Consider the following 15530-nt stretch of genomic DNA (forward strand, 5'->3'; position numbering starts at 1 on the left):
GGGGGGCGTCCATGACGTTCGAAATGTGTCACGAGCAGCCCCGGTCGGGGCGCTCCGCAGGAATGAAGCGCCGCCGGCCTCTCGGTCTGGCGGCGTTTTTGTCGGCGGGCGCTGGCGCGCTGCTGACGGTGGTGGCTGCGCTGCTGCCGCTTCAGGCGGCCCGCGCCCAAACGGCGTTCCAGACAGCGGTGCCCGAGGCGACGCTGGTGGATTTCGCTTCCGGCACGATCCTGTTCGAGAAGAATGCGCAGGGGCGCGTGGCGCCCGGCGGCATCGTCAAGATCATGACGGCGGCGGTGATCTTCGATCAGATCCGCGCCGGCAAGATCACCCTCGATACGCCCTTCTATGTGAGCGAGAACGCTTGGCGGCGCGGCGGCGGCCCGTCGGGCGGCGCGGCCATGTTCGTGCCGGTGAAGAGCCAGGTGCGCGTGGGCGACCTGTTGCAGGGCGCGCTCGTGGTCTCGGGCAATGACGCGGCCATCGCTCTGGCGGAAGGCCTCTCTGGCACCGAGAGCGAGTTCGCCCAGCGCATGAATGCGAAGGCGGCGGAACTCGGCATGTCCGGTTCGCAGTTCCGCAATGCCACGGGCTTTGCCGATCCCGACCAGTTCACCAATGCCCGCGACATGGCGGTGTTGGCGCGCTCGATCATCCGCAACGATCCCGAACTCTACAAGATCTTCGCCGTCCCCGACATCGAGTGGAGCAAGATCAAGCAGCGCAACCGCAACACACTGCTGAATGCCGGCATCGGCGCCGACGGCCTGCACATGTCCTGGGTCAAGGATGCCGGCTATCACCTCGTCGGTTCGGCGGTGCAGGGTAACCAGCGGCTGATCGTCGTGGTGATGGGCGCCAAGACCGAGAAGGAGCGGCTGGAAGAGGCCCGCCGTCTGCTCGAATGGGGATTCCATTCCTTCCAGTACAAACTGCTGTTCGCCGGCGACACCGAAGTCGGGCGCGCCAGCATCTGGGGCGGGGCGGTAGGCTCCGTGCCGCTCGTCACCGGTTCGGAACTCTCGCTGCTGCTGCCGCGCAACAGCCAGGAGAAGCTGGTGGCCCGTGTCAGCTACAAGGGCCCGCTGCGGGCGCCGGTGGCCAAGGGCACGGAGGTGGGGCGCCTCGAACTGACGCGCGGCCAGCTCAAGGTGCTGGACGTACCGGTCTATACGGCCGCCGATGTGCCCGTGGGCACACTGTGGCAGCGGGCGCTCGACGGCGGCTGGACCGTCGCGGGCGACGCGGCGCGGGACCTCACCACGCAGGTCATGGCGAAGTTCCGCAAATGAGTTCCGCCCGCGGGCGCTTCATCACGCTGGAAGGCGGAGAAGGCACCGGAAAGTCCACACAGGCCCGCCGTCTCGCCGCTGCCCTCCAGAAGGGCGGCCTCGAGGTGGTGCTCACCCGCGAACCCGGCGGCTCGGCGGGCGCGGAGGCGGTGCGCCATGTGCTCCTGTCAGGCGCGGCCAAGGACTTCGGGCCGCAGGGTGAGGCCCTCCTCTTCGCTGCAGCCCGGGCCGACCATGTGGACAGCCTCATCCGCCCCGCTCTGGCTGCCGGCAAGTGGGTGATCTGCGACCGCTTCATCGATTCCACGCGGGTCTATCAGGGCGCGGTCGGCGCTGTGCCCGGAGCGCTGCTGGACAGCCTCGAGTGGGTGGCCGCTGCCGAGGCGCGGCCGGACCTCACGCTTGTGCTCGACGTGCCGCCGGAGGTGGGCCTTTCCCGGGCTGCCGGGCGCGGGGAGGGAGCAGACCGGTTCGAGAGCGAGGGGCTTGCCTTCCACACCCGCGTGCGGGATGCCTTCCTCGCACTGGCGAAGGCTGATCCCGCCCGCTGTGTCATTGTGGATGCCTCGGGCGGCCCGGATGACGTTGCGGCGCTCGTCTGGTCCAGTGTCCGCGAACGGCTGGTCCCCCCGGAAAGGCCGCTGTCGGCGAAGCCCGCCGCGACGCGCAAGCCGGCCGGAAGCGGCCGCCGCCGGACTCGTTGAGCGAAGGAGCAGATCTTGGCGCGTGCACCCGCCCCGAAGGACGACGGCGAGGCGCTGGAGGGCGATGTCCTGACCGGCGCGCCGCATCCGCGGCGTCAGGATCGCCTGTTCGGTCATGCGGAAGTGGAAGCCGACCTCATGGCGGAATGGCGCTCGGGCCGCCTGCCGCACGGGCTGCTGATCGGCGGGCCGGAAGGGGTGGGCAAGGCGACCATGGCCTACCGCATTGCCCGCTTCGTCCTGTCGGGCGGCGCCGCGCCCGCCTCGCAGCACAGCTTCGATGTGCCGGAGAGCCACCCCGTCTGGCGGCAGGTGGCGGCGCTTTCCCATCCAGACCTCCTGGTGCTGCGGCGCGTGCCAGAGCCGGGCGAGGAGAAGATCCCGACCGTCATCCCCGCCGAGATGGTGCGCAAGGTGCGCAATTTCTTCGGCGCCACGGCGGGTTCCGGTGGCTGGCGCGTGTGCATCGTGGACGCGGTGGATGATCTCAACGCCTTCGGCGCCAATGCGCTGCTGAAGACGCTGGAAGAGCCGCCGCCGCGCGCGCTGTTCCTGCTGGTCACCCATGCGCCCGGCCGCGTGCTGCCGACCATCCGCTCACGCACCCGGGCTGTGCGGCTGAAGCCGCTGGGCGGGGCGGAGGTGCTGGCGGCGCTTGATCATCTGGCGCCGGCTCTGGCGCTGGAGGAGGCGGACCTGCCGGCGGCGGCCGCCGCCAGCGGGGGCAGCGTGCGGCGGGCGATCGTATTGGCGCGGGGCGAGGGCATGGAGGTGCGCGCGGCCACCCAGCGGGCGCTGGAACAGTTGCCGCAGCCGCGCATGGAGGAGCTTCACGCCCTCGGCGCGCGCTTGCAGGGCGACCGGGGCGACGGGCTCGACCTCTTTCTCGAGACGGTCAGCGACTGGATCGCGGCGGAGGCCACCTCGGGCCTTGCCGGGCGGGCGCGCCTTGTCCGGCTTGGCGAGGTGTGGGAGAAGGTGAGGCGAAGCGGCGCCGAGGCGGACATCTACAATCTTGACCGCAAGGCGCTGGTTTTTCGGATTTTCACCGAGCTCGCGGAGGCCGCGCGCGCCTGAAATGGGCGCGGCCCGCCTCCCGCCGGTCTTTTGTTCGGACGTGTCCCGATGTCTTCCAAGCGGCCCTTCTACATCACCACCGCCATCGCCTATCCCAACGGCGTGCCGCACATGGGCCACGCGTATGAGGCGATCGCCACCGACTGCATCGCCCGCTTCAAGCGGCTCGACGGCTATGACGTGCGCTTCCTCACTGGCACGGACGAGCATGGCATCAAGATGCTCCAGACCGCCCAGAAGGCGGGCCTGACGCCGCGCGAGCTGCTGGACCGCAACGTGCCCGCCTTCAAGGCCATGGGCCCGGCCTTCAACCTCTCCAATGACGACTTCATCCGCACCACGGAGGAGCGGCACATCAAGTCGTCGCAGGCCATCTGGGAGCGCATGGCGGCGAAGGGGGACATCTACAAGTCCACCTATTCCGGCTGGTATTCCGTGCGCGACGAGGCCTATTACGCCGAAGACGAGACCACGGTGAACGAGCAGAACGTCCGGCTCGGCCCGCAAGGCACGCCGGTGGAATGGGTGGAGGAGGAGAGCTATTTCTTCCGCCTCTCCGCCTATCAGCAGAAGCTGCTCGACTTCTACGCCGCAAATCCCGGCTTCATCATGCCGGAGGCCCGGCGCAACGAGGTGGTGAGCTTCGTCTCTGGCGGCCTGCAGGATCTCTCCATCTCGCGCACCACCTTCGACTGGGGCATTCCGGTGCCCGGCGATCCGGCGCACATCATGTATGTGTGGGTGGACGCGCTGACCAACTACATCACCGCGCTCGGTTATCCCGACACGGATGCGGAGCTGTTCCGCAAGTTCTGGCCGGCGGACCTGCACGTCATCGGCAAGGACATCATCCGCTTCCATGCGGTCTATTGGCCTGCCTTCCTGTGGTCGGCGGGGCTGGAGCCGCCCAAGCGCGTGTTCGGCCACGGCTTCCTGTTCAACCGCGGGGAGAAGATGTCGAAGTCGGTCGGCAATGTCGTCGATCCGTTCGGGCTCGTGGAGACTTATGGCGTCGACGCCACGCGCTATTTCTTCCTGCGTGAAGTCTCCTTCGGCCAGGACGGCTCCTACAGCCACGAGGCCATCGTGAACCGCATGAATGCGGATCTCGCGAACGACCTCGGCAACCTCGCCCAGCGCTCGCTGTCGATGATCTCGAAGAATCTCGACGGCGTCGTGCCGGAGCCCGGCCCGCTCTCACCGGAGGACGAGGCCATCCTCGCGCTCGCGGACGGCATGCTGGAGAAGGCCCGCGAGGCCATGGAGGTGCAGGCCATCCACCAGTATCTCGCCGCCGTCTGGGCGGTGGTGGCGGAGGCCAACCGCTATTTTGCGGCTCAGGCGCCCTGGGCCCTGCGCAAGACCGATCCCAAGCGCATGGAAACGGTGCTCTGGACCACGGCCGAGGTGATCCGCCAGGTCGCCATCCTCGCCCAGCCGGTAATGCCGGAGAGCGCGGGCAAGATGCTCGACCTGCTGGTGGTGCCGGCGGAGCAGCGTGGCTTCGACGTGCTGGGCGGCACCTTCCGCCTGCCCGGCGGCACCGCTATCCCGGCGCCGACCGGTGTTTTCCCGCGCTATGTGGAGCCGGAAGCGCCCGCCGCCGGCTGAACGTCGGCGATCAGAAAGCCAAAATGACGAAGGCCCGGCGCGCTGCGCCGGGCCTTCGCTTTTGGGGCGCGCCTACGTGCAGATCACTCGTTGATCGAGGCGCCCGAGGCTTTCACGACCGGCCCCCATTTGGCGAGTTCCGCCTTCACATGGGCCGCCAGTGCATCGGGCGTGCTGCCGACGGAGACGGCGCTGATGTCCGCGAGCTTGGCCTTCACGTCCGGATCGGCCACGGCCGCCGCGCCGGCCTTGGCCAGCTTGTCGATGATGGCCATGGGCGTGCCGGCCGGGGCGAAGATGGCGTTCCAGCTATAGGTCTCATAGCCGGGCAGGCCGGATTCCGAGACGGTGGGCAGGTCCGGCGCGGCGGGCGAGCGGTCCTTGGTGGTGACGGCAAGGCCGACGACGGAGCCCTTGCGGATATGGCCGATGGCCGAGGGCAGGTTGTCGAACATGATCTTCACCTGACCGCTCACCACGTCCAGCATGGCCGGTCCGGCGCCCTTGTAGGGCACGTGCACCATCTTCACGCCCGCCATGCTCTCGAACAGCGCGCCGGAGAGGTGCAGCGGCGTGCCGATGCCCGAGGAGGCATATTCATATTTGCCCGGATTGGCCTTCAGCAGGGCGATCAACTCTTCCGTGGTCTTCACGTTCAGCGAGGGGTGGACGATCACCACGTTGGGCACGTTCACCAGCAGCGAGACCGGGGCGAAGTCCTTCACCGGATCGTAGGGCATCTTGGTGTAGAGGGCCGGATTGATGGCGTGCGTCGCCACCGTCCCCATCAGCACCGTGTAACCGTCAGGTGCGGCCTTCGCGACAGCCGCCGCGCCGAGGTTGCCGCCGGCGCCGCCGCGATTGTCCACGATCACCTGCTGCTTCAGGATCTCGCTCATCTTGGCGGCGATGATGCGGGCGACGATGTCCGTCGAACCACCGGCCGCGAAGGGCACGATGAGGCGGATCGGCCGGTTGGGATAATCCTCCTGCGCATGCAGGGGGCCGCAGATCAGGGCCAGCGCGAGAGCCAGCAGGGCCGTCAGACGTGTCATGGCGTTCCTCCAAACGCGGCATGCCGGGCATGCCGTAGGGGAATTAGGAGGATGGATGCCGTAACGTCAACTTTCCGCGGAGATACGGAGCGTCGCCGCGACCCAGTGCCCCTCAATCGCCGGCGCCTTTGGTGGGGATGCGCTCCACCAGCAGAAGTGTCGCAGCCGCCAGAAGAATCTTCACCACTGCACCGGGCAGGAAGGGCACGAGCCCTTTCTCCACGGAGAGCGGAATGCCGATTTTCGTGGCCAGCCAGCCAACGCCGATGGTGAGGAGAATGGCGTGGCCCAAAGCCATCAGGCCGATCAGCGACAGGGTCGTATGCCGGCTGCGCTCCGCCAGATATCCCACCACCAGTGCGGCGATGAGAAAGCCGGCCAGATAGCCGCCCGTGGGCCCGAGCAGGACAGAAATGCCGCCCTTCGCGCCCGAAAACACCGGCAGGCCGAGAAGGCCCACCACGAGGTAGGCCAGCGTGATCTCGCCCGCGAGGCGCCATCCGGCGAGGGCGGCGAGGGTGACCAGGGCATAGCTCTGCAGCGTCATGGGGACAGGCACCATGGGCACGTTGACCTGCGCACTGCCCGCGAGGGCTGCGGTACCGACGGTCACCAGCAGGAGGCGCGCGACGCGCGAGCGGAAGGCGATGCGGGCGAGCGGAATGGTCATGTGGACGGCTCCTGACGATCCTCTCTCGGTCAGGGCGGGGCACGAGGCAAGCACAAAGCACTGCGCGGCTCGACGGACGTCCCCCCAGCGCTTATGTGAGGCGCACGTGCCTCGCCCCACCAGAGTTGCCTGATCCGTTATGCTCGTCGACAGCCACTGCCACCTCGACTTTCCCGATTTCGCCGCCGAACTGCCCGATGTGGTGGCGCGCGCCAAGGCGGCGGGGGTGTCGCACCTCGTGACCATTTCGACGCGGGTGAGGCGTTTTCCGGAAATCCTCGCCATTGCCGAGCGCTTTGACGAGGTGAGCTGCTCGGTGGGCACCCATCCCCATCAGGCGGCGGAGGAACTGGACATCACCACCGCCGATCTGGTGCGGTTGTCCGCCCATCCCAAGGTGGTGGCGATCGGCGAGGTGGGGCTGGATTATCATTACGACAACAGCCCCCGCGAGGCGCAGGCGCACGGCTTCCACACCCACATCGCCGCCGCGCGCGAGACCGGCCTGCCGCTGGTGATCCATGCCCGCGAGGCGGATGATGACGTGGCCGAGATCCTGGAGACTGAAAGCGCCAAGGGCGCCTTTCCCTTCCTGCTGCATTGCTACACGGGTGGGGCTGATCTGGCGCACCGCGCGGTGAAGCTGGGCGGCTATGTGTCCTTCTCGGGCGTCATCACCTTCAAGAAGAGCGAGGACCTGCGTGCGCTCGCGGCCAGTCTGCCGCAGGACCGGCTGCTGGTGGAGACGGACGCGCCCTTCCTCGCGCCGACGCCCCATCGCGGCAAGCGCAACGAGCCGGCCTTCGTGCGCAACACGGCGATGGTGCTGGCGGAAACGCTTGGCGTGAGCCTTGAGGAGATCGGCGCCGTCACCACGGAGAATTTCTACAGGCTGTTCTCCAAGGCGCGGCGGACATAAGCCTCGCAAGCGTCGACGTCCCCGCGCCAAAAGGACAAGAACCGGAGGAAATGCGCTTGGACCACGATCATTATGCGGACGCCTACATCCGGGGGATCCTGGACGGTGTGAAGACCATCGCCATCGTGGGCGCGAGCGCCAATGCGGTGCGCCCCTCCTTCTTCGTGACCAAGTATCTCGCCGAGCGCGGCTATCGCGTCTTCCCGGTCAATCCGGGGCAGGCGGGCAAGGAGATCGCCGGCCTGCCGGCCTACGCCCGGCTGGCGGACATTTCCGAACCCGTCGATATGGTCGACGTCTTCCGTGCCTCCGAGCACGTGCCGCAGGTGCTCGATGAGGTGCTGGCTCTTTCGCCGCTCCCGAAGGTGCTCTGGCTCCAGCTCGGCGTGCGCCACGCCGAGGTGGCCCGCAAGGCGGAGGCCGCGGGTCTTAAGGTGGTGATGAACCGCTGCCCCAAGATCGAGTACGGCCGGCTGTCCGGCGAGATCGGATGGACCGGCGTCAACAGCCGCACCATTTCTGCGAAGAGGCCCAAGCGGCTGGGGCAGGGCGTGCAGCGCCTCTCCATCAGCCGTACATCGACACCGCCCGAATAGCGCGGACGGAGCCGTCCGCGGTTAATTAACTCACCCGATCTGGTAGGTGTGGAAATTAACGCCACACCGCTGCATGATCCATAATTGCACGATCAAACCATGTTCGTCGTGCACATAAGCGCATCCGCCGGGCGGCTTCCGGCGCGGTGCCATACGGAGAGGCAAGCCCATGAGCGAACGCACGCCCGGTTTTTCCACCCTCGCCATTCACGCGGGGGCTCAGCCCGACCCCACCACCGGCGCGCGGGCAACGCCCATCTACCAGACCACCTCCTTCGTCTTCGACGACGTGGACCATGCGGCGGCGCTGTTCGGGCTCCAGACCTTCGGCAACATCTACACGCGCATCGGCAACCCGACCGTCGCTGTGCTGGAGGAGCGGGTGGCGGCGCTGGAAGGCGGCACGGCGGCGCTTGCGGTCGCATCCGGCCATGCGGCGCAGCATCTGGTGTTCCACACGCTGCTGACGTCTGGCGACGAATTCGTCGCCTCGCGCAAGCTCTATGGCGGCTCCATCAACCAGTTCAACCATGCCTTCAAGAGCTACGGCTGGAACGTCGCCTGGGCCGATCCCGATAATGTCTCCAGCTTCGAGCGGGCCATCACGCCGAAGACCAAGGCGATCTTCATCGAGAGCCTCGCCAACCCCGGCGGCATCGTCACCGACATCAAGGCCATCTCGGCGGTCGCGAAGAAGGCAGGCATCCCGCTGATCGTCGATAACACGCTGGCGACGCCCTACCTCTGGCGGCCAATCGAGCATGGCGCGGACATCGTCATCCATTCCGCCACCAAGTTCCTGGGCGGTCACGGCAATTCCATCGGCGGCGTGATCGTGGACGCGGGCACGTTCGACTGGACGGCCAGCGGGCGCTATCCTTTCCTCACCCAGCCCCGGCCCGAGTATCAGGGCATCGTGCTGCACGAGACCTTCGGTAATTTCGCCTTCGCCATCGCCGCCCGCGTCCTGGGCCTGCGCGATCTCGGGCCGGCGCTCTCGCCCTTCAATGCCTTCCTGATCCTCACCGGCATCGAGACGCTGGGACTGCGCGTGCAGCGCCACAGCGACAATGCGCTGGCGGTGGCCAATTTCCTGAGCACCCATCCGGCAGTGGAAGGGGTGAGCTATGCGGGGCTGCCGGGTGACCGCTACCATGACCTCGCCAAGGCCTATCTGCCGAAGGGCGCGGGTGCGGTCTTCACCTTCCGGCTGAAGGGCGGCTATCAGGCGGGCGTGAACCTCGTCTCCAATGTCGAGCTGTTCTCGCATCTCGCCAATATCGGCGACACCCGCTCGCTCATCATCCACCCCGCTTCCACCACCCACCGCCAGCTCTCGGACGAGCAGAAGACGCTGGCCGGTGCCGGCCCCGAGGTGGTGCGTCTGTCGGTCGGCATCGAGGACGTGGCGGACATCATTGCCGATCTCGATCAGGCGCTTGCGAAGGCCTGAGGCGGCTCGCGCCCGCGCTGGCCGGATGGCCGGCGCGGGTATCCATCAGTTGCGCGCGCCGTGGACCTCGCGGGCGAGCGCGAGCCAGGCGCGGGCGGCGTGGGACAGATAACCGCCCCGGCGCCAGACCAGCGCCATGTGCCAGGCGGTGTCCGGCTCGTCCAGCAGCACGCGGGCAACGCCCGGATGGTGGCGCTGCTCGGCGATCATGCGGGGCAGGAAGGCCGTGCCGAGGCCCGCTGCCGCCAGCCCCACGAGGAAGTCGATCTGGCCGCTGCGGGCGGCAATCTGGGGGGTGATTCCCTGCTTCTGGCAGGCCTCCCGCAGTACCTTGTTGAGCGCGAAGCCTTCCTCGAAGAAGAGGAAGGGCGAGGCGGCAAGATCGGCCAGCCGGCAGGATGCGGCGCCGGCCAGGGGGTGGGTGTCGGCCACCAGCGCCACCAGCGGCTCGTCATGCACCGACTGCCACTCGAATTCGTCGGTGATGGGCAGGAGCGATCCGGCAAGGTCGAGATCGCCGGCGAGGATCATCTCCTCGAGACGCGCGCTGCCGTGTTCCACGAGCTGGATGTCGATGCCCGGATAGCGGCTCCGGTAGAGCGCGAAGAGCGGCGCATAGAGGGTATCGCTGCCAAGCGGCGGCAGGCCGAGGCGCAGGCTGCCGCGCTTGAGGCCGCGCAACTCCCCGAGTTCGGCCACCAGATCGTCCCGCTCGGCCAGCATGGTCACGGCGCGGCGATAGACGATCTCGCCCGCGGCCGTAAGCCGGCTCTTGTGCCCGACGCGGTCGAGCAGGGGGACGCCCAGCTCGTCCTCCAGTTGCTTCACCGCCTTGCTGATGGTGCTCTGGGTGGCGAAGACGGCCTTGGCGGCCTGGGAAAAGCCGCCCTGCCGGACCACCTCCACGAAGGCGCGGAGTGTGCGCAGTTCCATCGATATTCCGATCGCGACTGAAATAAATTCGTCCAATTCATTTTACGCATGATGCGTTGCAACGTAAAGTGCAAGGCAAGTCGGATGAACCGGCGCCTTCCAGCATTTACATGGTTTTCCCATGCCCCGTTCCCTCAGTACCCGCCTCTCCATGCTGCACCGCACTCGCCCGGTGCAGATCGCCGTTCTCGGCGCCTTCTGGTTCTTCGGCGACACGGCCGCGCGCGCCATGGGCCTGCCCATTCCCGGCGGCGTCATCGGCATGCTGGCGCTGCTCACGCTGCTCGGCACCGGCCTGATGAAGGTGACGAGCGTCGGCGGCGGCGCGAAGGTGCTGCTGGCGGAAATGCTGCTCTTCTTCGTGCCGTCCGTTCTCGCCGTGCTCGACCACCGCGAGTTCATCGGTGCCGTCGGTCTCAAGATCGCCGCCGTGATCTTCGTCGGCACGGTCATGGTGATGGTGGTCACGGCCCTCACCGTGGACCTCTGCTACCGCTGGCAGGCCCGTCATGCCTGATGCCTTGCAGAGCCTTCTGGGCGCGCTGTTCTGGTCGCTGGTGACCATCGGCTGCTACGCGCTGGCGCGGCTCATCAATCAGAAGGCGCGGGCCTGGTGGTCGTCGCCGCTGATGCTCACGCCGGTCGCCGTGGGCGCCATCGTTGTCCTGCTGCACACGGGCTATGCCTCCTACATCCAGGGCACGCACTGGCTGGCGCTGATGATGGGTCCGGCGACGGTTGCCTTCGCCATTCCGCTCTATGAACACCGCGCCACCATCCGCAAGCATTGGCCGGTGCTGCTGGCGGGCGTCGCCATCGGCAGCATCACCGCCATGGGAACGGCCTTTGCGCTCGCCTACTGGCTGGACATTCCTTCCGTGCTGCGGGCGAGCCTCATGCCCCGCTCCACCAGCACGCCCTTCGCCATGGCGGCCTCCAGCGAGATCGGCGGCATGCCGGAACTGACCGCCGTCTTCGTCATCATCACCGGCGCGACCGGTGCGGCGGTCGGCGAGACGTTGCTACGCTTCATGCCCGTCCGCTCCTCGCTGGCCCGTGGCGCCGTGCTCGGCATGGGCGCCCATGGCGCAGGCGTCGCCAAGGCTCACCAGATGGGATCGGAAGAAGGGTCCATCGCCGGCCTCGTGATGATCCTCGCCGGCTGCTTCAATCTGCTCATGGCGCCGATCGTGGCGATGGTCATGGGCTGAGGCGCATCTCCGCGCCCGCCTGATCCCCGATCGGCAGAACCGCCCGCGCAGGTGCCGCTGCGCGGGCGGTTTCGTTTGTTGCGTCTTGGGCTCAGGCCACGATCTGGCGGCGGTTGCTGTCGCTGGCGTGGATCATGGCCGCGATGAGCACCAGCGTCGCGCCCAGTTGATGGGCCAGCGCCAGATCGAGCGGCACCATATGCACCAGCGTCAGAATGCCGAGCATCGCCTGAGCTGCCACCAGCGCGAACACAAGCGTGGCGCGGCGGGCGGCGGTGCCGCCGAGGCGGAGGCAATCCAGAAGGTGCAGGAAGGCCAGCGCGAAGATGAGATAGGCGATGCTCCGGTGCACGAACTGAACCGTCATCGCGTTCTCGAAGAGATTGCGCCACAGCGGCTGCATGGCGCCGAGCTGGCCCGCGGCGGGCACCAGATGGCCGTCCATCAGCGGCCAGGTGTTGAAGGACATGCCGGCATCGAGGCCGGCCACGAGGCCGCCGGCGAAGATCTGGAGCAGGACAAGGCCGACCAGCACACGCGCCGTCAGCCGCACGCGAGCGGGCAGGGCCTGCGCAGCAAGAGGGGAAAGGCTGCGGGCCACGGCAACGATGGCGGTGAGGATGATGCACGCGAGCGTCAGGTGGACGGCGAGGCGATACTGGCTGACGGACGTGTGCTCCGTGAGGCCCGAGGCCACCATCCACCAGCCCACCGCGCCCTGAAGACCGCCGAGCAGGAACAGTCCGAAGCAGCGGGCGAGCAAAGTGCCGCGCAGGGCGCCGGTCAGCGCGAAATAGAGGAAGGGGAGGAAGAAGGCGAGGCCGATGACACGGCCGAGCAGGCGATGGCCCCATTCCCACCAATAGATGGTCTTGAAGGCTTCGAGGCCCATGCCCTTGTTGAGGATTTCATACTGGGGAATGGTCTTGTAGCGGTCGAACTCGGCCTGCCAGTCCGCCTCCGAGAGCGGTGGCAGGGCGCCCGTTATCGGCTTCCACTCGGTGATGGAGAGGCCGGATTCGGTGAGGCGGGTCGCGCCGCCCACCACCACCATCAGCACGATGAGGGCGGCCACCGCATAGAGCCAGACCTGGACCGCGCGAGGTGACCGCGCCGCGACAGGCGCGCCGGCGAGAGCCATGCCTTGTGCCTGCGACATCGGTTTCCCTTCTCCTCGATATTCCTGCCCCCTGCGTTCCGTTATAGAGCAGCAAGGGGCCGTGCAAGGCGGCGCGCGGTCGCCGCCGATGACAGGCCCGTGTGGCGGGCGGCATCGGTGCCGGTCAGGACCGTATTGATGTGCCGGTGGAAGTTGAGGGATGCCGGCTAAAGCCTTGGTCTGCCGGTGATGTTGTTCACGAGCACGGGGAGGGGCCATGCGTCAGCGGGTGCGCAAGTTGATCGGAACGGTCCTGCTGCTGGTGCTGGTGGTCGTCTGGGCGGTGAGCGCCATGGCGCTGGCCCAGGGCCGCGTGACCGATCTGCCGTGGGCGTGGCAGACGGTGAGCTACATCCTGCTCGGAACGCTTTGGGTGATCCCCGCCGGCCTGCTGATCCGCTGGATGGAGCGGCCCGATCGTCCGCGCCCGTCCTGAGCGGTCAGGCGGCTTTCGGCGCGGTCGCCCGAAGGGGCTCGGAGAGCGAAGGGCGGGGGAGGAGCGGCGAGGGGAGGCTGTCCGGCTGGCCGTCTGCATCCAGGCGCAGCGGCAGCATGGCCACGTTGGTGAAGCCTTCCGCCGCCAGCACGTCATAGGTCTCAACCGCAGCGGTCGGCACGGCCATGTCCTCATGAATGGCGATCAGCAGCGGCGCGAGGCCTGCCAGCCGGGTCGCTCCGGCGGTGCCGGCGAGCGGCGGCGCCGCCACGATGACCCGCCGATAGGTTCGGCGCAGCGCATCGAGGATCAGCGGCAGCCGGTCGGCGCCGACCACGCGCGGCCCTCCGAGACTGTCACGGCCCGGTGGGATGAGATGCGCCCGCGAGCCGGGATCGCGATGGATCGCCTCGCTGAAGCCGGCAACGCCGAACAGCAGTTCGGCCACGCCGGGTGCGCGCGGGTCGGTCAGCACATGGGCGAAGGCGGGCGCTTCGCCGTCGAGGGCCACGAGAACGATCTGGTCCTCGCCCTCCGCCAGGCGCCGCGCGAGCGCGACCGCGCAGGTGGCGGCGAGGTCCGGCAGATCCTCGGAGGTGAGCACCACCAGATCATTCTGGCCGGCGGTCGCCACCGTCTCCACGAGGCGCTCGATGGCGGTATGGGGGCCGAGGCCGTCCCCCAGCGCTGAGCGCAGCCAGGCGACGCGGCGGTCTGTGGGAATCTCGCGCGGCAGGATGCCCTCCGCCACACGCCCCTCCGCACGCGGCGCACGGCGGCCGGTGTGCAGCGACAGGAGCGTGAGCAGAACGCCGGCCCCGGCGAGGAGAAGCCCCGGCACGGGCGTCGGCATGTCAGGCAGGCGACTCGCCTGTGCCGCATGGGCAAGGCGCAGGGGCGGGGCGGGATCGTGCGCGCCTTCCAGTCCGCCGCGCACGCTCGCATCGAGGGAGAGCAGGGTGCCCGCATAGGCATCGGCCACGCGGGCGGCAAGGCCCGCATCCGCGAGGGTGACGGTGATGTCCACGCCCCGTCCGCCCTGGATGATGGTGGTGCGCACCGCCGTGTCGAGCACGCGGACCGCGCGGGCGGCAAGGGCGCCGTCATCGGCGTCCGCGCGCCGCCACAGGGCGGTGAGCCGCAGCCCCGCCTGGTCGGCGATACGCCGCATGTCGCGGGCGCCGAGGGTCCGGGTGACGTCGAAGGCCACCGCGCGGGACTGAACCAGTTGCGTGACGCCGCGCACCACCGCCGTCGGCGGCGGCATGGCGGCATCGAACGTCAGCTCCGTGCGGGCGCTGTAGCGCAGGGGCAGCAGCGTGCAGACGAGGAGAAGACCGAGCGCGATCCAGCCGGCCCAGAGGGCACGCCGCACGAGCGTGTCCTGCCGGGAGCCATCGGTGTCGAACCGCTCTTCGCAGGCGAGGGCCATGCATGCGCTCCTGCGTCCCCGCCAGAGTGCGGGAGACGTCCGATTTCAGGGTGCGCCTGCATGGTTGATGAAGGGTAAATTGTCGCTCAGCGGTCTTCCCATTGCGGTGTGCGCTTGCCGATCACCGCCGAAATGCCCTCGTCCGCATCGCGTGCCATCATGTTCTCCGCCATGACGCGGGACGCGTAGGCATAGGCGTCATCAAGGCCCATCTCGGCCTGCGTATAGAAGGCGGCCTTTCCGAGTTTCACCGGGACCCGCGATTTCGAGGCGATCTTCTGCGCGAGCTCCAGCGCCAAGGATCGCGCCTCGCCGGCCGGAGCGATTCGGTTGACGAGGCCCATACGATGGGCCTCGGGCGCCTCGACCCATTCGCCGAGCAACAGCATCTCCATGGCGTGCTTGCGCCCGACGGAGCGGGACAGCGCCACCATGGGCGTGTGGCAGAAGAGGCCGATGTTCACGCCCGGCGTGCAGAAGCGGGCGCCGGCCCCGGCCACCGCGAGGTCGCAGCTCGCGACCAGTTGGCAGCCGGCGGCGGTCGCCATGCCCTCCACGGCGGCGATCACCGGCTGGGGTTGGCGGACGATCTGGGTCATCAGCGCCGAGCAACGGGCCAGAACAGATTCGAAATAGGTACGACCGCGATCGTTGTCGCTGCGATGCGCCTGAATTTCCTTCAGGTCGTGGCCGGCGGAGAAGACCGGGCCTTCGGCGTCCAGGACAATGGCACGAACGCTGGCGTCATCGGCCAATTCTGTCAGCGCGCCAGACACATCGGCCATCATGCCGTCGGAGAGGCTGTTGCGGCTGGCCGGCCGGGCGAGGGTGAGGATCGCAACGCCGGATGCGCGCTGTAGTCGGATAAATCCCCAGGAAGCTTCCATTTCGGATGCAGACGCTTCGCTCATTTCCGTCCTCCCGGTATTATGTAGGGGTATTGCTGCGCTTTATGCAGGTTTCAAACAAGCTTGCTCGTGTC

Annotated in this window: 16 protein-coding genes; 10 read left to right on the plus strand and 6 right to left on the minus strand. The window is 68.0% G+C overall.

Going from position 1 to position 15530, the window contains the following annotated elements; translation table 11 throughout:
- Positions 1-98 precede the first annotated feature (98 nt).
- Genes AZC_RS11250 through metG form a run of 4 tightly spaced genes read left to right on the plus strand, consistent with a single transcriptional unit; the run spans position 99 to position 4684 of the window.
- The gene (locus AZC_RS11250) at positions 99-1292 is read left to right on the plus strand and encodes a D-alanyl-D-alanine carboxypeptidase family protein (RefSeq protein WP_244421826.1); all 1194 of its coding nucleotides are present in this window, start codon (positions 99-101) and stop codon (positions 1290-1292) included.
- Positions 1289-1996, plus strand: a complete 708-nt coding sequence (gene tmk / locus AZC_RS11255; protein WP_012170700.1) for a dTMP kinase — start codon at positions 1289-1291, stop codon at positions 1994-1996. Before AZC_RS11250 ends, tmk begins: the two co-directional genes overlap by 4 nt.
- Positions 1997-2011: 15 nt before the next feature.
- Complete coding sequence (locus AZC_RS11260) at positions 2012-3073, plus strand: DNA polymerase III subunit delta' (protein ID WP_012170701.1); 1062 nt, start codon at positions 2012-2014, stop codon at positions 3071-3073.
- Positions 3074-3121: 48 nt separating this feature from the next.
- Positions 3122-4684 (plus strand): methionine--tRNA ligase, encoded by a 1563-nt coding sequence (gene metG, locus AZC_RS11265; RefSeq protein WP_043879239.1) that lies wholly within the window; start codon positions 3122-3124, stop codon positions 4682-4684.
- A gap of 83 nt (positions 4685-4767) precedes the next feature.
- Here metG and AZC_RS11270 read toward each other — a convergent pair whose 3' ends face one another.
- Together AZC_RS11270 and AZC_RS11275 are read right to left on the minus strand one after the other, a co-directional pair.
- Positions 4768-5739: a tripartite tricarboxylate transporter substrate binding protein gene (locus AZC_RS11270; RefSeq protein WP_012170703.1), complete on the minus strand. Its 972-nt coding sequence runs from the start codon at positions 5737-5739 to the stop codon at positions 4768-4770.
- 112 nt (positions 5740-5851) lie between these two features.
- Positions 5852-6409, minus strand: coding sequence for a biotin transporter BioY (locus AZC_RS11275; protein ID WP_043879240.1), 558 nt, complete (start codon positions 6407-6409; stop codon positions 5852-5854).
- Positions 6410-6548: 139 nt separating this feature from the next.
- On the opposite strand from AZC_RS11275, the gene AZC_RS11280 reads away from it, so the two are divergent.
- The 3 genes from AZC_RS11280 to AZC_RS11290 all read left to right on the plus strand — a co-directional run bounded on the left by AZC_RS11280 (position 6549) and on the right by AZC_RS11290 (position 9377).
- Entirely contained in the window at positions 6549-7328 is a 780-nt protein-coding gene (locus tag AZC_RS11280; protein ID WP_012170705.1) for a TatD family hydrolase, read from the plus strand.
- Between the two features lie 56 nt (positions 7329-7384).
- A complete protein-coding gene (locus AZC_RS11285) occupies positions 7385-7924 on the plus strand; it encodes a CoA-binding protein (RefSeq protein WP_043880238.1) in 540 nt (179 codons plus the stop codon).
- Positions 7925-8093: 169 nt separating this feature from the next.
- Positions 8094-9377 (plus strand): O-acetylhomoserine aminocarboxypropyltransferase, encoded by a 1284-nt coding sequence (locus tag AZC_RS11290; RefSeq protein ID WP_012170707.1) that lies wholly within the window; start codon positions 8094-8096, stop codon positions 9375-9377.
- Positions 9378-9422: 45 nt separating this feature from the next.
- Here AZC_RS11290 and AZC_RS11295 read toward each other — a convergent pair whose 3' ends face one another.
- Entirely contained in the window at positions 9423-10310 is an 888-nt protein-coding gene (locus tag AZC_RS11295) for a LysR family transcriptional regulator (RefSeq protein ID WP_043879241.1), read from the minus strand.
- A 121-nt stretch (positions 10311-10431) separates the two neighbouring features.
- Between AZC_RS11295 and AZC_RS11300 the strand changes: the two genes are divergently transcribed.
- Together AZC_RS11300 and AZC_RS11305 are read left to right on the plus strand one after the other, a co-directional pair.
- Positions 10432-10827, plus strand: a complete 396-nt coding sequence (locus AZC_RS11300; protein WP_012170709.1) for a CidA/LrgA family protein — start codon at positions 10432-10434, stop codon at positions 10825-10827.
- On the plus strand, positions 10820-11521 hold the full coding sequence (locus AZC_RS11305) for an LrgB family protein (protein ID WP_043879242.1): 702 nt from the start codon (positions 10820-10822) through the stop codon (positions 11519-11521). Before AZC_RS11300 ends, AZC_RS11305 begins: the two co-directional genes overlap by 8 nt.
- Before the next feature lie 91 nt (positions 11522-11612).
- On the opposite strand, the gene AZC_RS11310 is transcribed toward AZC_RS11305, so the two are convergent.
- On the minus strand, positions 11613-12662 hold the full coding sequence (locus tag AZC_RS11310; protein WP_012170711.1) for a COX15/CtaA family protein: 1050 nt from the start codon (positions 12660-12662) through the stop codon (positions 11613-11615).
- 235 nt (positions 12663-12897) lie between these two features.
- Here AZC_RS11310 and AZC_RS11315 point away from each other — a divergent pair, with 235 nt between their 5' ends.
- Entirely contained in the window at positions 12898-13116 is a 219-nt protein-coding gene (locus AZC_RS11315; protein ID WP_012170712.1) for a DUF2842 domain-containing protein, read from the plus strand.
- 4 nt (positions 13117-13120) lie between these two features.
- On the opposite strand, the gene AZC_RS11320 is transcribed toward AZC_RS11315, so the two are convergent.
- Both AZC_RS11320 and AZC_RS11325 read right to left on the minus strand, forming a co-directional pair.
- A complete protein-coding gene (locus tag AZC_RS11320) occupies positions 13121-14548 on the minus strand; it encodes an ATPase (RefSeq protein ID WP_012170713.1) in 1428 nt (475 codons plus the stop codon).
- An 86-nt stretch (positions 14549-14634) separates the two neighbouring features.
- Positions 14635-15435 (minus strand): enoyl-CoA hydratase, encoded by an 801-nt coding sequence (locus AZC_RS11325; protein WP_043879243.1) that lies wholly within the window; start codon positions 15433-15435, stop codon positions 14635-14637.
- Positions 15436-15530 lie beyond the last annotated feature (95 nt).

The sequence above is a fragment of the Azorhizobium caulinodans ORS 571 genome (genome assembly GCF_000010525.1).
Lineage (GTDB): Bacteria > Pseudomonadota > Alphaproteobacteria > Rhizobiales > Xanthobacteraceae > Azorhizobium > Azorhizobium caulinodans.